A 19,739-nucleotide genomic window follows, 5' to 3' on the forward strand; every position below is an offset into this window, starting at 1 on the left:
TGTACTCCAAAACAATCAAATATGATGAATCAAGACACCATTTGTGCCATTGCTACCGCTCAGGGAGGCGCAATCGGAACCATCCGTATTTCAGGACCGGACGCCATACAGATCACAAGCAGTATCTTTGTACCAGTGAAAGCAGAAAAGAAACTGACGGAATGTAAACCATACAGTCTTACATTCGGGCGTATATATGAAGGTACGGAAATCATAGATGAAGTTCTCGTCAGCATATTCCGTAATCCGCATTCCTATACAGGAGAAGATAGCACCGAAATAACTTGTCATGGTTCCAATTACATTCTGCAAAAAGTCTTGCAATTACTTATCAAAAATGGTTGTCGCATGGCACAACCGGGTGAATTTACTCAACGGGCTTTTCTTAATGGTAAGATGGATTTAAGTCAGGCAGAAGCCGTTGCCGACCTTATCGCTTCTTCTTCCGCCGCCACTCATCGCCTTGCCATGAGCCAAATGCGAGGTGGCTTTAGTAAAGAACTTACTGCATTGCGCGACCAATTGTTACATTTCACCTCTCTTATAGAACTGGAACTTGATTTCAGCGACCATGAAGAATTAGAATTTGCAGATCGTTCTGAACTTCATTTATTGGCTGATAACATAGAAAAAGTAATATCACGTCTGGTACATTCATTCAGTGTAGGTAATGCCATTAAAAACGGCATCCCTGTAGCCATCATCGGTGAAACAAATGCAGGCAAATCCACTTTGTTAAATGCTTTGCTGAACGAAGAAAAGGCTATTGTCAGCGACATTCATGGAACAACCCGTGATGTGATTGAAGATACAGTCAACATAGGTGGCATTACTTTCCGCTTTATAGATACAGCTGGTATCAGAGAGACAAATGATACCATTGAAAGTTTGGGTATTGAGCGTACTTTCCAGAAGTTAGACCAAGCTGAAATTGTGCTTTGGATGATAGATACTACAGATGCATCCTCTCAAATCGCACAGTTATCAGAACAGATACTCCCCCGTTGCGAAGAAAAGCAACTGATTCTTGTATTCAATAAAGCCGATTTAGTACAAGATACCTCAAGTATCGTCACAACAGACTTTCCGAAAAATGTAAAGTCCATCTTCATCTCTGCCAAGAGAAGAACGAATATCGATGAGCTGCAACAGATATTAATAGCAGCCGCCAATCTGCCTACAGTTACTCAAAATGATATCATTGTCACCAATATCCGCCACTACGAAGCTTTAACCCATGCATTAGAAGCTATCCAACGTGTTCAGCAGGGTTTGGCAAATAATCTTTCCGGTGATTTTGTATCACAGGATATTCGGGAGTGTATTTTCCATTTGAGCGATATTGCCGGACAAGTGACAAATGATATGGTCTTGCAAAATATTTTCCTGCACTTCTGCATCGGGAAATAATTGCTGATTACCAACGATTAACATATATCACAAATGATTACTAAGGCGTTCATAATGAACGCCTTTTCTTTTTGGCACTTAGGCGATGATTATCGTTTTTAGTGCATTTTCAGCTCATTTTTGTACCGCATTTGGCTCTCGGACGGGGTTTCTAAAAAATCGTAGAGAAAGGTAGTAGAGAAACTTTACGCCATTTTACACGGTTTTACGGGATTTTACAGAAATAACAGAGAGCTAATACGAATTAAAATGAGTAGTAACATTGACATTAAGAAGATTTGTAGCTGGTGTGGTACTGAATTTATCGCCCACAAAACTACAACTACATGTTGTTCGCACAGGTGTGCAAATGCACTGTACAAAAAGAAAAAGCGAGACGAAGTAATCAAAGTGAATAATCAGTTTACAGAGAAAATCGTACTTGAAAAGCCTATCGAAAGGATAAAAGACAAACCTTTTATCACAATCACAGAAGCTGCTGTCTATTTGGGTGTCACTCGCCCAACTTTATACAGCTATCTAAAAAATGGAGAGTTAAAAGCCTCTCGGTTGGGCTGTAAATATCTACTGCGAAAAGAGGATATTGACGAGCTATTTAACCGTCCGACAGAATTTCGCATCCAATCTAAAGAGCGTGCCCCTATCACCGAGTTCTATACCACAGCCGAAGTCAAAGAGAAATACAATGTAGTTGACTCATGGATATTCGTTGTAGCTAAAAAGCACAACATTCCCCGAACCTTCAATCGAGGCAAAACCTATTGGAGTAAAAAACATATCGATAACTATTTTGCTAAGAAAGCAGCCAATCCGGAAATTGCCGAGTGGTACACCGTACAGGAGATTCAGGATAAATTCGATATGACTTTGGCTGCTATCTATACGCTCGCCTCAAAGAATGCCATCCCTAAAAAGAAAGAGGGCATCATGGTCTACTACTCCAAAAAGCACTTCGATATTGCCAAAGGCATAGCCCAACCGGACGAGCCACAATACTACACCGTTGCCGAAGCGATGGAACGCTACAACATGACCCGCGACCAGATATACCACTATGTCAAGGATTATAACATTCCCAAAGTCCGCGAGGGGAAATATACCAAAATCTCAAAGCCCGATTTAGACAAACTGTTCGAGGCTCCGAAAATCGAATAGCGGTTATTTGGCGGTTAACGATTTCGCCTACATATCACCGCCCATATTTGTAGCAGATTTTTCAACAATTGTAAAACATTAAATATCAATCATTATGTCACACACATGTACAAAAGTTACGGTTCGCCAACGTGCCATTCGTAACGACAAGATTTCTCTCTATTTGGACTACTACCCAGCAGTTCGCAACCCCGAAACCATGCAGATGACTCGACGTGAGTATCTTGGAATCTACATCTACGCTCGCCCCAAGAACGAAATGGAGCGTGAGTTCAACAATGATATGCTGACCAAGGCAGAGGCGATCCGTTGCATTCGGGTGCAGTCGCTCATCAACGAAGAGTTTGGTTTTTTAGACAAACACAAAATGAAAGCCGACTTTCTTGCCTACTTTTATAAAGTGGTGCGAATGAAAGACCATAAATGCCGCTCAGCATACGCTCATTTTGAGAATTTCGTTCACGGCAAATGCTTGTTTGGCGACCTCACCATAGAGCTTTGCCAACGTTTCAGAGCCTATCTACTCAATGCCGACGGACTTCGCCACGCCAGCAGACGGGTATCCATCAATTCGGCATCGGGCTACTATTGCCAATTCCGCTCCGTGCTGAAAGTCGCCTATCGTGATAAGATGATCCGCGAAAATATCAACGACTTTTTGGAGAGCATCGAGACGACCGATGTTAAAAAGGAATACCTGACCAATGACGAGGTGAAACGCTTAGCCGCCACCGAATGTGATATTCCTGTGTTAAAACGTGCATCGCTCTTTTCGTGCCTAACGGGATTGCGTATCAGCGATATTCTGAACCTCAAATGGGAGGATTTCGAGATTGCTCCTGACCGAGGCTACTGCATTCGTATCAGAACCGTAAAGACCCAAACCGAAGCAACACTGCCCATCAGTTTCGAAGCGTATGAGCTATGCGGAGAGCCCGACACAGGAAAAGTTTTTAAAGGTTTGACTCGTAGTATGACAAACTATCCGCTCCGTAACTGGTTGAAAAAGTGTGGCATAAAGAAGCATATCACGTTCCATTGCTTTCGTCACAGCTACGCCACAATGCAAATTGCAGCAGGCACAGATATTTACACCGTCAGCAAGATGCTCACCCACCGCAACGTCTCGACCACGCAGATTTACGCAGACCTTGTGAGCGACAAGAAGCGCGAAACGACCAATCGAATATCACTTAAATAAGTAATTATTTTCATCAACATATCATATAGTAAATAAATATCGTTATATTTGCATATTATATGATGTGTTGATATTATGGCAAAAAATACAATGGGTACTAAGTTGCCCCGAAAATTAGAGCAAAAGATGGAGACGGTAGGCGAACAAATAAAGTTGGCTCGCTTGCGTCGTAACCTAAGTGTGGCACAGGTAGCGGAACGGGCTACCTGCTCACCTCTCACGGTTTCGCGCATTGAAAAAGGTGTGCCGACAGTCGCCATCGGGATATATCTTCGGGTGCTTTATGCCCTGCAACTCGATGAAGATATTCTCTGGCTTGCCAAAGAGGACACACTGGGTAAGTCGCTGCAAGATTTGACCCTCAAGAGTCGAGAACGGGCATCTAAAAAAGAATAAACAATGAAAAAACTATATGTATATGCCGATTTTGATTGGCTGAAAGATATTGAACTCATCGGAGAGCTGAGCTACGAATCGCTTCGTGGCTCGGATAGCTATGGATTTAAGTTTGACAATGAATGGCTGAAAAAATACGGCAATTTATTTCTCAGTGATGATCTGAACAACTACCCCGGACAGCAATACACGCAACCCGAAAAGGATATTTTCGGATGCTTCTCCGATGCTCTGCCCGACCGTTGGGGGCGCACGCTACTCAATCGTAGGGAGCAAATTTCAGCTGCGGAGGAGAAACGCTCTGTTCGCCGTCTATCTTCGTTTGATTATCTGTTGGGGATAGATGATTCATCGCGTATGGGCGGCTTCCGATTCAAAGAGACACCTGACGGTGATTTTATCAACTCAAGCAACACACTACGAATACCGCCGTTAACCAATATCCGAGAGTTGATGCACGCTTGCGAAGAGATAGAAAAAAGCGAACAGGAGAATCAACTGCCCGATAAAAAATGGCTTGCACAATTAGTTCAACCGGGCTCATCGCTCGGAGGAGCAAGACCCAAAGCAAGCCTAATTGATGCAGATAAACGGTTGTGTATAGCCAAATTTCCATCTCGCAAAGATGATTATAACGTAGGACTTTGGGAGCATTTCAGCCATCTGTTAGCCCGAAAAGCAGGCATTAATGCTGCATCGACACAGGTAATATCTACAAACGACAAGTATCACACCCTGTTATCTCATCGCTTTGACAGAGTTGAAACAGGTAAACGCATACACTTTGCCTCTGCGATGACATTGTTAGGACTTTCGGATGGCGCCAACGCAGGCACAGGCAACGGTTATTTAGATATGGTCGATTTCATTCTTCAAAACTGTGCGGATGTAAAAAAGAACCTGCAAGAACTTTATCGCCGTGTTGCGTTTAATATTTGCATAGCCAACTCCGACGACCATTTCCGCAATCACGGCTTTTTACTCACCCCCAAAGGGTGGACGCTTTCGCCTGCCTATGACATGAATCCTACGCTGAACGAATACCAAAGTCTGCTTATTTCCGACTCTTCGAGCAAAGCAGACTTGTCGATTCTTTTAGATGCTTCCGAAAATTATATGTTAACTCGTGAGGTAGCTGCACAAATTATCTCCGAAGTGGCAACCACTGTGAAAGATTGGAGAGTTTTGGCTACCAAATTGGGAGTTGCAAACAGTGAAATGGAGATGTTCGGAGCGATTTTTAATGATAGAATCAAAAATTTTATCGGCAAATAATTACTGAAACCCAGCCTTGCATTAATTGGGAAGGTGGCAAAACAACCGATATTTCTCTTGGAAAAGCGGCAAATGGGAAAAAGGCATAATAATCGATTTTGAGAAGTTGAATTTTCAAATTATTTACTCTTTAAGGGTGGACAAATGCAGCCAAATGTGGACAAACAACGCCAAAAAGCCAAAATACATTGCGTGAGACAATTATCTGATTAACTTTGCCTACAAACAATAACCATTGATTAATATGTCAGGCAAAAAAATAGATAACATTATTCTCATTAGTTTTATTTGTGCATCAATTCTGTGCATAGCGGTTCTGGCGCGTATATACGTGGTGCAGGTGTTGAATCTGGACGAGTTTTCGGGATTTATCGTATTCTTGGTTTGCGGTTTATTGTTTGGGGCTCTCTATTTCGCGTTTCAGTCCATTGTCAATGACTTTCTGTCGCCTAAATTGGAGCGGCTTTTCGGTCGAGGACAATCGGAATCAATTATCGAAGAGGAGCCAGTTCCAGAAGTAGCCTCCCTGCCCCAATACAACGAATATAAATTAGCAACTGAGCAGCGAGCCGCCGAGCAGCAGCAACAAACGCTCGACAATGTAATCCGCTACACGATGGAAAAACTCTCCGCCTATATGAGCGAGGCGGATATGAAGTCGCTCTGCGAGAATATTCGCACCTTTCAATTTGCCAACGAACAGGAGTGCGACAAGATAGATACTTTTGTGGTGGTTGATAGCAAGGTTCGTGTGGTTGACATTCTGCACTACGGGTGGAACATCGGAAATCAATTCAAGAAATCGGGCCCGGAAACCGCAGCTTTCCTAAAACAAGTCTTCGCACGGAGTTTTGAAAAATACGAAAAGTCAACCATTAAAAGCAAACTACGAATGGAGGGCGGCACAATAATCAAGTTACAGAAAGAGATATAGACCCTCTCTCTACTCCAACTAATCAGGCAATCACGCAAAAACGTGGTTGCCATTTCTTTTTTTTATCAGTATAGAATATCAATAATCGGTTATTTATTGGTGATTATCAGGTGACGCATTTCGCCTTGAAAACACCTATTTCCTTTGCCCACGAACCATTAAAAATCATGTGTTTATGTGCAAAGAAGAGATTACATTCGATAAGCTGCCCCAGGCGGTGGCTTATCTGACCGAGCAGGTCTCGGAACTGAAAAAATTGGTGGCGGAGATTCTCCCCGCACCGAGCGACAACCGACAATTGGTAGGCATCGACGATACTTGCCGAATCATCAAAAAGGCAAAGCCGACTATCTATGCCCTCGTCCGCAAGGGACTTCTGCCGTCGTACAAGAAAGGCAAGCAACTCTATTTCTACGAGAACGAGCTGTTGGAGTGGATTGAGACGGGGCGTAAGGCGACCTCCACACAGAGTTATGATGAGGTGTTGTCTGCAATGCAGAATGATGTACGTCGCAAACCCAAATCGGGCTTCGGTCTTTAATTCGTTGCTGCTATGGAAGAGAACAAAATCACAGCCGAAGGGATTATCAGTGAAGCGTTGTCATGCGGTGATGTGCTTGCTGGGTCGCAGTTTCCGCTCCACATTTTTCCTGCTAAATTTCAAGAGATAGCCCGTACCACAAGCCATTGTCTGGGCTATCCGCTCGACTTTGTCGCCAGCTCGATGCTCTTTGCGGCATCGGTGGCCATCGGCAACACCTATTCTATTAAGGTAACGCAGGGATGGACGGAGCGTGCCACCCTCTATATGGCACTTGTGGGCAAGGCAGGCGTAAACAAGAGCCACCCGATGAGCTTTGCGATGCAACCGCTTTTGAGTCACGATGCAGCGGAACATCATAAATTCAAAATGCAGTATGCCCAGTACCAACAACTCGCATCCCTCACACCCAAAGAGCGCAAAGAACAGGGCATAAACGAAATGCCGCAAGCCCCCAGCCTGCACAAATTTGTCGTGTCGGACATTACACAAGAAGGATTGGCCTATATGCACGAGCAGAACAAACGGGGCATTTGCCTCTATGTGGATGAGTTAAAAACGTGGGTTAATAACTTCAACCGCTACTCGAAAGGCTCCGAAGAGCAATTCTGGCTCTCGAATTTCAGCGGCAAACCGATTATCGTGGACCGTCGCAACAACGAGCACTCTATCTCGGTACGCAAATCTTTTATCAGTGTCATCGGCAGCATTCAGTTTCACCAACTGTGCGACCTTGCCAAAGGCGACAAAAGCGATAACGGTTTCATAGACCGCATTCTGTTTGTCGTGCCTCGCAAGATGCAAAAGCAGTATTGGAGCACGGATGAACTGCCCTCCTCAATTGATGTGGTTTGGAACGATACGATAAAACGGTTGACCGAGATTGATTGTGCTATGGATGAGAATGGCGATCCGGTTCCGGTAGAGTTGAGCTATGACAGCGAAGCCAGAGCCAAACTTTATCAATGGCAACGGGGCAATGTAGACCTGTGCAACAGCGAATTTAATGAACGACTGATAGGGATATATAGCAAATTGGAAATTTACATCTCACGATTTAGTCTTGTGTTGCAACTCATTCATTGGGTATTTGGCGAGCAGGCGAAAGAGTGTGTCGGGCTGGGTAGTTTAGATGGTGCCATCGAACTGACCGAATATTTCCGCCAGACAGCACAGAGGGTACAAACGATAATCTCCAACTACATTATCGAGCAACTCAATGAAACGCAAAAGGCTGTATTGAGCGCACTACCCGAAACCTTCAGTACAGCCGAAGGTCTTGCCATCGCCCTGCAACACTCTACGCCCGAAAGGACATTCAAGGAGTTTCTACGCAACGGCACAGGCACACTGTTTCGCAAAGAGAAGCACGGTGTCTACACAAAAATCAACGATTAATTACCCTGCACTTTCCGCACTATCGGCACTTTGCTTTTTGAAAGTGCCAATAATGCCGAAAATGCAACAACACCAATGTTATGAACCATAGATTCACATTAGAACCCTATAAAGGTGTTGCCTCCCGACACACCTGTCCGGAGTGCAAACACAAAAGATGTTTTTCACGATATATCGACACCGAAGAGCAGATTCACTTTCCCGAACACGTCGGACGGTGCGACCGTGAACAGAAGTGCGGCTATCACTTCACGCCGAAAGAGTATTTCGAGCAGAACCCGGAGCAGCAAACGCAAACCTACGAGCGGATCGCACGCCCGGTGCCACCACCTCTGCCTATAAGCTACATAGATGCCACACTCGTGGAACGGTCGATGAATCGTTATCGGGAAAATCGTCTGTTTCAGTTTCTCACGTCTCAGTTGGGTGAGGGCGAAGCGTTGCGGTTGATGCGGCTCTATCGGGTTGGTACGGCAAACCATTGGCAAGGGGCAACCGTCTTTTGGCAAACTGACATCCACGACAGGGTGCGCACAGGCAAAATCATGCTCTACAATCCGACAACAGGCAAACGCATCAAAGAACCACACAATCATATTACGTGGGTGCATTCCATTCTCCACAAAGAGGGGTTCAACCTCCGTCAATGTTTCTTCGGTGAACACCTCTTGCCGACAGATACCGCCAAGTCCGTCGCCATTGTCGAGAGCGAGAAAAGCGCACTCATCGCCAGCTCCTACCTGCCGCAATATTTATGGATTGCATCGGGAGGAAAGAACGGTTGTTTCCGAGATGAGAACCTCAGCGTGCTGCGTGGACGAAACGTGGTTCTGTTTCCTGATTTGGGAGCGACGGAGGATTGGGCGAGCAAAATTCCAACGATGCAACGGATGGGAATTACGGTCAAACTATTCGACTATTTGGAGCAGAACGCCACCGAAAAGCAACGTGCAGAGGGATTCGATATTGCAGATTTTCTGCTCGAGATGAAGCAACCGCAAGCCATACTTCAAGGGATGATCGCACGCAATCCGTCACTGAAAACACTGATAGATTCGCTCGGTTTAGAGCTGGTAAAAGAGGAAGAACATCTCCCGAAAACCATCAAAAAACGAGGTCTAAAGATGTAGGCAACAACCTACTATAAGTTAATTGAGAATTGGGTTAGCAAGTTTATGTTTTTGGTACCAAAAACCCTACTTGCTCCCGATGGTCAAGCCGTGCAACGGCAGCGAATTAATTATTATTCAACATTTAAACAAGTAAAATGAAAGTACGTAAAAAAGGAGGTCGCCCCCTCAAAGAAGATATAGAAAAACGAAGCTACCGAGTAAACCTGATGCTCAATACAGAGGAGTATCTTACCCTTGCATCGAAAGCAGGAGAAGCCTGTTTGTCGTTCAAAGATTTTATCCGATCTATCATTCCCAAGGCGGAAATACGACAACACCTTTCGCCCGAAACGATGGGACTTATTCGGCAGTTGGCAGGTATGGCAAACAACCTAAATCAGATAGCCCACCGAGCTAATGCAGCAGGCTATCGGGATGCTCGAACGGAGTATCTGTTCCTTGCCGAAAAGATTGATAACCTACTAAACGAACTCGAAAAATGATGGCAAAAATCACAAAAGGTTCAGCTTTTGCCGGAGCCGTAAAATATATCTTCGATTCCAAAAAGCAGACCGAACTTTTGGCTGCCGAGGGGGTGCGATTGAAAAGCGTAGAGTCAGTCGCCCGAAATTTTGAAGCCCAACGGCAACTCAACACAAGAGTTACTCGTCCGGTCGGACATATCTCGCTCGACTTCTCTGCGCAAGACCGCCAACGGCTCGACAATGCCACGATGGTCGCCATTGCACAAGAGTATATGCAGCGCATGGGGATTCGCAACACGCAGTTCATCATCGGTCGCCACCACGACCGAGAACATCCGCACATACACCTGCTCTACAACCGTGTAGATAACAACGGCTGTACCATCTCCGACCACCACGACCGCATTCGGAGTACCAAAATTTGTAGGGAGCTAACCGAAAAACACGGACTATACGTTTCGAGCGGCAAAGAGAATGTTAAACGTGAAAGACTTCGAGAACCCGATGCGACCAAATATCGCATATACGATGCACTGGTGCGGCACATTCCACAATCTGGATCGTGGAGCGAACTTCAAAGTAGGCTTCGAGCAGAGGGAATAGAAATTGGTTTCAAGACCAAAGGTTCCACCTCTCAGGTCGAGGGCGTGCGGTTCACGATGAACAACCTATCGTTCAACGGTTCCAAAGTAGACCGTCAGTTCAGCTACTCAAAGATTGACTATGCTCTACGGCAGAATGCACGTGAGGAGAAACAAAGTTTGCAGCCACTGCAACCCGTTCAGCCACACCACACCGAACAACACGAAAGCAGTTCATCAGGCAACACCATCGGTTCACTCTTTGATCTACCGGCATTCTCCAACGGTACCGATCCCGAAGAAGAGGCGTTCCGTCGCCAAATGCAACGCAAGAAAAAGAAAAAAGGAATCAGATTTTAAACACTTAAAAATTAAAAAATATGGATGCAAAATTAGTAATTACCTCATTTGATGAACTTCGCAAGCTCATCATCGAACAGTTCAAAAACCTATCAAAGCAGATGGAGTCGGCAAAAACCACTCCATCGGAACAAGCCTCACCCACAGTTGATACCTCGCAAATCGAAGAGCTAATACGAAATATTCCGCAGCCCGACCTCTCGAACTTAGAACAGTCAGCAGCTAACACCAACGCCCTAATCAAGAGCGAATTTGAGCGGTCAAACGAGCAAATTCACGAGCTAAGCGAAAAAATCGACAACCGCCAATTCGCTCCCCTACCACCACAAAAGCACCTCCACACCATTGAGTTAAAATCCTCAAAGGTGATCGTTGCATTGGTCTCGCTCGGTGTAGCACTGCTCGCCTCAATGAGCTACAACGTCTATCAGTTCTCAGCAAATAGCCGGTTGACGGACAACGATATTAAGTTCCGCTACATCAAAGCAATGGGCGAAATCACTCCCGACAACTTGTTCAAACTCGAAACCATCTTTGAATTTGAGCCTGACAAGCAGAAACAACACTCTCTGCGTAAAATGGTTGAAGAGCACGAACAGCGTGTCGAGCAGCGAGCCCGCGACCTCGAACAAGCTCGCCTAAAAGAGGTACAAGCCGAGCAGCTCCGCAAAGAAGCGGAGAGCATCAAACAGAAGAAATAGATTATCAATCAGTTGAAAAGATGGAGATTTTTAGCATTCTCCATCTTTTCGCTTTTACATAGCGTAATTTTTCATATCTTTGTAGTATGACAGATGTAAACATCAAAAAATAATTTGAGATGAACCGAATAAAAGAAGTCCTCGAAGAGAAAGGAATCAAGCAAACGTGGCTCGCAGAGAAGATCGGCAAAAGTTTCAGCCAAACCAACGCCTATGTCTGTAACCGTCGCCAACCTAGCTTAGAGCAACTCTTTGAAATCGCCAAAATCCTTGGCGTGGATGTGAAGGAATTAATTGATAATAAAGAAAAAAAATAATATATATGAAACTGACAGACATTCTGAAAGGCTCTGAATACAGCCTAACCTTGTTCAAGCAAGAGGATATTACCAACCTTGAAAATCGCATCACAACGAAAGCAAACAAAAAGGGTGGTGAAGATGCTTACGTTACGTGTATTGTAAGGGATAAAGAGATAAAGCTAACCCCGGAGGAGATAGTACGACAACTATATACACAAGAACTTATAGAAAAATACGGTTATCCTAAGGATAGGCTGGTATTTGAGTATCCAATCTACTTTGGACGAGAGGCAAAACGTGCTGATATTGTCGTGCGAGACAAAGACGATTTCAATGTAGCATATATCATTGTCGAGGTCAAAAAGCCAAAAGCTAAGGATGGCAGGGAGCAGTTGAAATCATATACGCATAGCACGGGTGCGAGTATGGCTATATGGACGAATGGAACAGCCATTACTTACCACCAACGAAAAAATCCGAATTATTTTGAGGATATACCTGATATTCCGAAAGATACTCAAACGCTCGAAGATATTTTGCAACGTCCTTTTACAATGGATGATTTGATAAAGAGTGATAAGCTGACACAAACAGGTAAATCGCTCAAAGACCTTGTTACCGAGATGGAAGATGAGGTTTTGGCAAATGCAGGCGTTGATGTGTTCGAGGAGGTTTTTAAATTAATATTTGCCAAGTTGTTTGATGAACAGACTGGAGCTACGGACAAAAAATATAATTTGGAGTTTCGCAATTCGGGTCAAAGCGATATTCAGCTAAAAGAGAAGATAGAAAAATTATTCAAAAAGGCTTGTAGTAAATGGGAGGGAGTTTTTCCTGTTGATGCAAAGATAAACTTAACACCTCCTCACCTTTCGATTTGTGTCTCGTCTTTGGAAGGCGTAAAACTTTTTAACTCAAACCTTGATGTTGTAGATGAGGCTTTCGAATACTTGATGAGCAAGAGTAGCAAGGGCGAGAAAGGACAATATTTTACGCCTCGTTATGTGATTGATATGTGTGTTAAGATGATGAACCCACAACCCCACGAGCCTATTATCGATACAGCAGCGGGTAGTTCTGGTTTTCCAGTGCATACGATTTTTCACGTATGGAAAAATATGCAACTTGCCAAAAATGAGCCTGTAAGCCATCTGTTTACAGCAATCAAGAAAGGGAGAGAAGAGACTGATTATGTGGTTGACAATGTATTTGCCATAGACTTTGATGAAAAGGCGGTGCGTGTGGCTCGTACTCTGAACCTTATTGCAGGAGACGGGCAGACCAATGTAATGCACCTAAATACGTTGGATTATAGCCGTTGGGCAACAGTTACCAAAGATGAAAACTGGAATGACACATATAACAACGGATTCAAAAAGCTCAAAAAGTTAGCTACTGACACTAATTTCAGTGGATTTGATTTTGCAATACTAATGGCTAACCCTCCCTTTGCAGGAGATGTGAAAGAGGGGCAGATATTGAGCCGCTATGAGCTTGGAATGAAGAACGGGAAGACACAAAAAAGTGTCGGACGGGATATTTTGTTTATTGAGCGAAATATCAACTTTCTAAAGCCGGGTGGTCGTATGGCAATCGTGTTGCCGCAAGGTCGATTTAACAATTCCAGTGATAAATATATCCGTGAATTTATAGCCGAGCGATGCCGCATATTAGCAGTAGTGGGCTTACACGGCAACACTTTCAAACCGCACACAGGTACAAAGACAAGCGTTTTGTTTGTACAGAAGTGGGATGAAAAACTATGCCCAAAGGTTGATAATTACCCTATTTTCTTTGCAACTCAACAGAAAGAGGGTAAGAATAATAGCGGCGAGAAGCTCTTTTGGAAAGAGGATAAGAGCGGAACAACCACCGACCCCAAACTTGCTTTATGCGATATGCACGGACACCCTGTCATTTACCACGACCTGCATAATACAGTAAATTATCGGTGGAACAATATAACAAAGTGTAACGAAGCCGATATAATAACGCCCGATGGCATAGCAGAGGCATTTGTGGAATTTGCGAAAAAGGAGAAGTTATCTTTTTTCGTGGATGCCCCTTTGACGAAGTAAAGTATAAAAACTTGTTAGAGGGGCTGGAAGCAGTCGAGGTGGAGTTGAAAAATGTAATTTCAAGTGATTTATCTATGCGACTTGACTCGGAGTATTACAAAAAAATATTTGTCTTAGAAGATGCAAAATTATGCTCTCTAAACGCAAAACCGTTATCATCATTTACCAAAAAGATTGATGTGGGATTTGTAGGATCGATGGTTAGTAATTATTCTGAGGATGATTCGGATCCTGTATTATTGCAAACAAATAATATCGGCGAATTTTTTATTCAAGATATAAATCCGCAACGTATTAATAGACAATTCCATCAGAAACTTACTAAATCACAAGTAGAAAAGAAAAATGTATTATTAGCGAGAAGTGGGTCTTTTGGTAAAGCAAGTATCTATTTGAAAGACGAAGTCTCAAACTCTTCGGATATTATTATTGTTGAAACAGATGACACGAAATTAAATCCATATTATTTGGTTGTATTTCTAAACTCAAAATTAGGTAAAAATCAATTATATAGATTTGCCAGTGGAGGATTACAAGGTCACGTGAATCTAACAATTTTAGAAACATTAAAAGTACCTTGCATTTCAGTAGAGTTATCATCAATGATTGAGCAGGTTGTTTTGTCCGCACATAAAAGTATTGAAAACTCGCAAAAACTCTACTCTGAGGCAGAGAAAATTTTGTTGGAAGAGTTGGGATTACAGGATTGGAAACCAGAGGAGCGGGCAACAACAGTAAAGAGCCTTTCTGACTTTCTCGTAAGTGGTCGCCTCGATGCTGAATACTATCAACCAAAATATGATGACTTATTTGCTCATCTTAAAAAGTACGAAACAAAACAATTAAGCCAAATTGCAACTATCAATAAATCAATAGAGCCAGGAAGTGATGCTTATCAAGAGAGCGGTATCCCATTCGCAAGAGTGTCGAACCTCTCAAAATTCGGCTTGACAGAGCCAGATATTCACCTCGACAGAGCAATATTTGAGACCAATGAATTAAAGCCTAAAAAAGACACCATACTGCTATCCAAAGACGGCAGCGTAGGTATTGCATACAAATTGGAACAAGACCTTGATGCAGTAACATCGGGAGCAATCTTGCACCTAAAAATCACAGATAAAGAGTTTTTACCCGACTACCTAACCTTGGTTTTGAACTCAATAATTGTAAAGATGCAGGCAGAAAGAGATGCAGGCGGTTCAATTATCCAACACTGGAAACCATCGGAAATTGAACAGGTGATTATACCGAAACTCTCTCGTGAGTTACAGACGCAAATTGCCCAGAAGATACAGGAGAGTTTCGCCCTAAAAGCAGAAAGCAAACGCCTCCTTGACCTCGCCAAAACCGCAGTCGAAACAGCGATTGAGCATGGCGAACAAAAAGCAATAGAACTCTTAAATTTATAGAATATGAAATTTAGTTATTACGACACATTAGCTAACCTTATACTTGGATATTTACTGCTGTTTATACTCATGTATATAATTGGAGTAGAATACAATGAAAAACTGACAATTCCATATATGGCAGCAGGCTTTGTTTTAGGTTATTTTCTCAATGCTATAAGTGGTTTGCTAGAAGGTTTTTATTATTGGACATTTGGGGGTATGCCATCTACCAAATTACTTCAGCACGATGAAACAAAAGGATATGCTGGGATTGACAGGGTGAGATTTTATGAAACAAAGAGAGCTGTACAATTATTAAAAGAAGAGTGTAAAAATCAAAATGCTGATGAACGACATATATTTGGAGTTGCAATGCGTTTTGCTGGTGCCCTGAAAGATACTCGTATACCAACCTTCAATGAACAATATGTATTCTCAAGGGTAATGCTAACGTTTGTGATAATATCTACAGTGCTAATTATTGTAAAATTTCCTTGTTGTTGGATAACATATGCGACAACTATACCTACATTGCTTTTAGCGTGGAATAGATGTCGAGAAAGAGGGTATTACTTTGCAAAAGAAGTATTGAAAGAATATTTAAATTGTAAAAAATAGACAGTATGAAGATTATAGTATTTGATGTTGGCAATGCCTTTTGTTCTCTTATTAAGAGTCCTAATGGTTATGGATTAATGATAGATTGTGGGTGTCATAATGACAAAGATAACCCAGTTAATGTTATCAGAAACAATGTTGAGTGGTTAGAATTGAAGCCATTCGTAGCGAGTACTGGAACTTCGTATCCTTTGGGATTACTACATATAACGCATCCTGACGATGACCATGTTAGAAATGCGGCTCGTATCGAGCGTGAATTAAAGCCATATCTTTTGCGAAAGATAAAATGGGAAGAATTTCCTGATGGCAAAGATATAAATAATGACTACAAGCAGAGTATTGACAATCAGTATCGTGGTTCTAATCCTGAAACTATTGAATGGGGGTTTGATGAAAATAAAATCTTTCAAATCCCAATTGATACTGTGAAAACAGATGAGGAATTATCTAAAAAAGTAAGAAATAACTCAAGTATTCTTAGATACATTTCGCACAATGGTGTTCGTATATTATTTACTGGTGATTTAGAAACAGCAGGTAGGCAATGGTTAATTGACAATAATCGAGATTTTGTAAATACAGTAAAAAGTGGTATCGATATTTTTATAGCTCCACATCACGGTCATAACTCCGGATTCCCAAAATGTTTATTTGATCTTATAGGTAACGTGAAAATGATCATACACTCTAAAGGATCAGAGGCTAATATTGAAGGAACAGATGTAGCTGCTCAATATAGCAATTATGCAGATGGTGCTAACTACTACAATCTTAAAGATAAAAAGGTATATAATGGAAAAGTTCTTACTACAAGAAGCAATGGAAATATATATATAAATTTCTTACCTGATTCTTTTAGGGTGTGGACCGATAAGGCATCTTCAAATCACGATGTGCAATATCATACTAATGCCGATGTGATAAATAGAATGTAGATCGTCAAGCTCAACATAATTATAAACCGTTGGTATTATGAAATTGAAAATAAAATATCTGATATTAGTGCTTACAATGGTATTTATGGCTGGATGTGCGATGGATATTGATCCAAATATTGCTAATACCACATTTGGAATGCAGGCGATGAAATATGAGTTTATCATTGTATTAATTAGTCTTATTGGAGGAATCGGATGTCTTATAGCAGGACTTATCCTAACGATACTTGGATTCACGGGGTCTATTGAATGGATCGTTGAATCCGCAGGATTTACATCAAAACTAATAAACGCATCTCCCGGAATAGTGCTAATGATAATAGGCTTTTGGCTTACACTAAAAAGTAGAATAGATATTAAAGCTAAGAAAAATGGAAAATGAAAATAACAACACCCATACTTCTACTTCAGAGAAGATAGAGAGCATTGTTTCCTTGAAAGATATTAGAGACACGTTTTACCAACTGCGAAATTTTGAAATATCAAACCTATGGCAGAGATCTATTTTCCTGTCGGCATTGCTGGTTTTGTTTTTTACTGCTTATGCGTATTTAGCATCTGAAATAATTAAGCAACCAGAAAGTTCAAGCATACTCCTATTGAATGAAATATGTTGTGGCATAGCATTATGTGGATTTACATTCTCTATTATATGGATTATGATGGCTAAGGGTTCAAAGGCTTGGTATGAGGTCTATGAAAGAAGAATTTACGACATAGAAAAGGAGAACGCATTAATGGTAAATAAAGATTACCGTATGGGAGCTGATTGCACACCTTGGGGGCTGGATAGTAATTTATTTACTAAAACGGCTGGAGCCTATTCAGTTTCAAAATTGAATATTATGATTGGATTATTTTTGATGATAATATGGTTTATAATCTTGACAATACATTACGTGTCGGCAATTATCACTTTTGTGAATGGAACCTTTAATTGTGTAGTTAACACAATTGTATTCACATTAATACCTGTGCTCTTTTTAGTCATATTTATTACTGCAATATGTAATACGTGGGCAAAAAGTGGTGCCCTCAGTAAACCTTAATTCGTAATTAATTTACATGGAAAGCAAATACAATAATTGGTTAATCAGTCTTGATTCAGATAATTTCTCCTTGTATATCAAAACATGGTTTGCATTTCTTGCCTCCGTACATGAACTCGTAATGAAAAATGCTTCAGAAGATGACCAGAAGCAATTAATGGGAGCTAAAGGAGATAAAATATTTTTAAAATATTACGAAGATAATATTTTAAACAAAATTAATATTGACAATATCCGAGATGTGATTTTTGATATTTACAATAAAAGTCATGAAATCATCAAAGCAGATTACCCAGAATACCTATTTGAATCGTATTACAAAAAGGTTGCTAAATTAGAAATAGCAGATGCTAAAGTTGTTGTAATTGGGAAAGATGAATATAAGTATACAATAAGGATTCTTGACAAAAACGAATTAAATAACATAGAACTATATGTTGGCATATTGGTTACTTCTGAAGGATTAAAAAGCAGCCTTAAAAAACAATTTATGGAAGCAAAAATAAGCTTGATTCCAGATAAGAGTGCTTTTGGCATTATTCAAAATGAAAAAATATTTTATTCAAATATAAGATTAGAGTTACGGAAGAAATATTATTCTAATATCATTAAAACAGATGAAAAAAGCACTAGTAAGACACTGGTAATTGTTGATAGACTTATTTCGGATATAATAAATCTATTGGGAGGAAATGATATTCATAAATATGTCTTTACTCCATGGTGTGATAAGTATAGGGGCTCTGATGATGATAATAGAAAATGGTTTCATTACTTTTGCTATATGCTTCGAAATATTATGTTTCATCGCATTATAGATCCGTTTGATAAAAGGTGGAGTGAAGTAATGAAATTAGGGCATCAAGGTCTTAGGGAATTACTTCTTCTGAATATTGATAAACTAAAATCTAATACAACAAAAGAAGACATAGTTGGCTGGTTTCTTAGTAATTATATGGATCCAGCTAATGGAGTCCCGTATAATGGCAGGGAGGGAGGTTATCAATATTGGAATGGTGGACCATATAATGCAAGAAACGAAATTGTTGAAGCTTTTCCTGATGCTGACGAAAAGATTATTAATAGTGCTGTAATCGAAGTGGAATTTGAGTCAATAGAATGGGTTAAACGAGATGAATATTAAAGATTCAAAATATGGCAAAACAAGATAGCAAAGGAATAGTATATGTTTTAACCAACTCGGCGATGCCGGGGCTGGTTAAGATAGGCATGACAACACGTGAGAGCATTGATACTCGAATGAAGGAGCTTTACAGTACAGGCGTTCCTGTGCCATTTTATTGCGTGTATGCATGCGAGGTAAAAGTTTCGGATTGTGCTAAAATTGAAAAAGCTCTTCACAAAGCGTTTGAGCCAAATCGAATAAATGCAAATCGGGAGTTTTTCAATATCAAAGCCGAACAAGCAACCGCAATTTTGGAGCTCTTCGACCGTAAAGACATAACCAGCGAGGTGACTGCCGAAATTGAAAATGACCTGACCCCAGAGGACAAGGCTGCGGGTGAAAAGATTAAAACAAACCGTCGCCCACCTCTTAATTTTAGAGAGATGGGAATACAACCTAACTCTGTATTGACGTTTGTTAATGACCCATCTGTTTGCGTTACGGTTATCGCCGACAAGAAAGTTTCATATAACGACAATGAGATTTCGCTTACAGCCATTACAAAGCAATTATTAGGTTTAGACTATGCTGTACAGCCCATCAAATATTGGGTATACGATGGTAAAAACTTGCGGGATATTTACGATGAGACGTACTCACTAGAAGAGTAATACTAAACAAG

Annotated in this window: 21 protein-coding genes; all 21 read left to right on the forward strand. The window is 41.4% G+C overall.

The genetic code is table 11. The features are described 5' to 3' along the window. The first annotated feature begins 24 nt into the window (after nucleotides 1-24). The 21 genes from mnmE (at nucleotide 25) to Q1W14_RS13270 (ending at nucleotide 19,728) form a co-directional block, all read left to right on the forward strand. Nucleotides 25-1,410: a tRNA uridine-5-carboxymethylaminomethyl(34) synthesis GTPase MnmE gene (gene mnmE / locus Q1W14_RS13170; protein ID WP_300702162.1), complete on the forward strand. Its 1,386-nt coding sequence runs from the start codon at nucleotides 25-27 to the stop codon at nucleotides 1,408-1,410. A gap of 249 nt (nucleotides 1,411-1,659) precedes the next feature. Next, nucleotides 1,660-2,565 carry a helix-turn-helix domain-containing protein gene (locus tag Q1W14_RS13175; protein ID WP_300702089.1) on the forward strand — a complete coding sequence of 302 codons (906 nt, stop codon included), beginning with the start codon at nucleotides 1,660-1,662 and terminating at the stop codon, nucleotides 2,563-2,565. Between the two features lie 94 nt (nucleotides 2,566-2,659). Beyond that, complete coding sequence (locus tag Q1W14_RS13180; RefSeq protein ID WP_300702091.1) at nucleotides 2,660-3,766, forward strand: site-specific integrase; 1,107 nt, start codon at nucleotides 2,660-2,662, stop codon at nucleotides 3,764-3,766. A 75-nt stretch (nucleotides 3,767-3,841) separates the two neighbouring features. Continuing rightward, on the forward strand, nucleotides 3,842-4,162 hold the full coding sequence (locus Q1W14_RS13185) for a helix-turn-helix transcriptional regulator (RefSeq protein WP_300702093.1): 321 nt from the start codon (nucleotides 3,842-3,844) through the stop codon (nucleotides 4,160-4,162). A gap of 3 nt (nucleotides 4,163-4,165) precedes the next feature. After that, on the forward strand, nucleotides 4,166-5,437 hold the full coding sequence (locus Q1W14_RS13190; RefSeq protein ID WP_300702094.1) for a type II toxin-antitoxin system HipA family toxin: 1,272 nt from the start codon (nucleotides 4,166-4,168) through the stop codon (nucleotides 5,435-5,437). 244 nt (nucleotides 5,438-5,681) lie between these two features. Next, nucleotides 5,682-6,371, forward strand: a complete 690-nt coding sequence (locus Q1W14_RS13195) for a hypothetical protein (protein WP_300702096.1) — start codon at nucleotides 5,682-5,684, stop codon at nucleotides 6,369-6,371. Nucleotides 6,372-6,546: 175 nt separating this feature from the next. Continuing rightward, nucleotides 6,547-6,912 (forward strand): helix-turn-helix domain-containing protein, encoded by a 366-nt coding sequence (locus Q1W14_RS13200; RefSeq protein ID WP_300702164.1) that lies wholly within the window; start codon nucleotides 6,547-6,549, stop codon nucleotides 6,910-6,912. A gap of 57 nt (nucleotides 6,913-6,969) precedes the next feature. Then, the gene (locus tag Q1W14_RS13205) at nucleotides 6,970-8,310 is read left to right on the forward strand and encodes a DUF3987 domain-containing protein (protein ID WP_300702098.1); all 1,341 of its coding nucleotides are present in this window, start codon (nucleotides 6,970-6,972) and stop codon (nucleotides 8,308-8,310) included. A gap of 80 nt (nucleotides 8,311-8,390) precedes the next feature. After that, a complete protein-coding gene (locus Q1W14_RS13210) occupies nucleotides 8,391-9,440 on the forward strand; it encodes a DUF6371 domain-containing protein (protein ID WP_300702100.1) in 1,050 nt (349 codons plus the stop codon). A gap of 137 nt (nucleotides 9,441-9,577) precedes the next feature. Beyond that, nucleotides 9,578-9,925: a MobC family plasmid mobilization relaxosome protein gene (locus Q1W14_RS13215; RefSeq protein ID WP_300702102.1), complete on the forward strand. Its 348-nt coding sequence runs from the start codon at nucleotides 9,578-9,580 to the stop codon at nucleotides 9,923-9,925. Continuing rightward, the gene (locus Q1W14_RS13220; RefSeq protein WP_300702104.1) at nucleotides 9,922-10,848 is read left to right on the forward strand and encodes a relaxase/mobilization nuclease domain-containing protein; all 927 of its coding nucleotides are present in this window, start codon (nucleotides 9,922-9,924) and stop codon (nucleotides 10,846-10,848) included. The genes Q1W14_RS13215 and Q1W14_RS13220 overlap by 4 nt, the downstream gene beginning before the upstream one ends. A 20-nt stretch (nucleotides 10,849-10,868) precedes the next feature. Then, entirely contained in the window at nucleotides 10,869-11,549 is a 681-nt protein-coding gene (locus tag Q1W14_RS13225) for a hypothetical protein (RefSeq protein ID WP_300702106.1), read from the forward strand. A 119-nt stretch (nucleotides 11,550-11,668) separates the two neighbouring features. Beyond that, nucleotides 11,669-11,866, forward strand: a complete 198-nt coding sequence (locus tag Q1W14_RS13230; protein ID WP_300702109.1) for a helix-turn-helix transcriptional regulator — start codon at nucleotides 11,669-11,671, stop codon at nucleotides 11,864-11,866. Nucleotides 11,867-11,871: 5 nt separating this feature from the next. Then, nucleotides 11,872-13,929, forward strand: coding sequence for an N-6 DNA methylase (locus Q1W14_RS13235; protein ID WP_300702111.1), 2,058 nt, complete (start codon nucleotides 11,872-11,874; stop codon nucleotides 13,927-13,929). An 11-nt stretch (nucleotides 13,930-13,940) separates the two neighbouring features. Further along, nucleotides 13,941-15,341, forward strand: coding sequence for a restriction endonuclease subunit S (locus Q1W14_RS13240; protein WP_300702113.1), 1,401 nt, complete (start codon nucleotides 13,941-13,943; stop codon nucleotides 15,339-15,341). Nucleotides 15,342-15,344: 3 nt separating this feature from the next. Beyond that, complete coding sequence (locus Q1W14_RS13245; protein ID WP_300702115.1) at nucleotides 15,345-15,941, forward strand: hypothetical protein; 597 nt, start codon at nucleotides 15,345-15,347, stop codon at nucleotides 15,939-15,941. A 5-nt stretch (nucleotides 15,942-15,946) separates the two neighbouring features. Then, nucleotides 15,947-16,879, forward strand: a complete 933-nt coding sequence (locus Q1W14_RS13250; protein WP_300702117.1) for an MBL fold metallo-hydrolase — start codon at nucleotides 15,947-15,949, stop codon at nucleotides 16,877-16,879. Between the two features lie 37 nt (nucleotides 16,880-16,916). Next, nucleotides 16,917-17,264, forward strand: coding sequence for a hypothetical protein (locus Q1W14_RS13255; RefSeq protein WP_300702119.1), 348 nt, complete (start codon nucleotides 16,917-16,919; stop codon nucleotides 17,262-17,264). Further along, the gene (locus Q1W14_RS13260) at nucleotides 17,254-17,931 is read left to right on the forward strand and encodes a hypothetical protein (protein WP_300702121.1); all 678 of its coding nucleotides are present in this window, start codon (nucleotides 17,254-17,256) and stop codon (nucleotides 17,929-17,931) included. The genes Q1W14_RS13255 and Q1W14_RS13260 overlap by 11 nt, the downstream gene beginning before the upstream one ends. A 16-nt stretch (nucleotides 17,932-17,947) precedes the next feature. Further along, entirely contained in the window at nucleotides 17,948-19,075 is a 1,128-nt protein-coding gene (locus Q1W14_RS13265; RefSeq protein WP_300702122.1) for a hypothetical protein, read from the forward strand. A gap of 11 nt (nucleotides 19,076-19,086) precedes the next feature. Continuing rightward, the gene (locus tag Q1W14_RS13270) at nucleotides 19,087-19,728 is read left to right on the forward strand and encodes a GIY-YIG nuclease family protein (protein ID WP_300702124.1); all 642 of its coding nucleotides are present in this window, start codon (nucleotides 19,087-19,089) and stop codon (nucleotides 19,726-19,728) included. Nucleotides 19,729-19,739: the final 11 nt, after the last annotated feature.

Source organism: Bacteroides sp., from assembly GCF_030151085.1.
GTDB lineage: Bacteria > Bacteroidota > Bacteroidia > Bacteroidales > Bacteroidaceae > Bacteroides.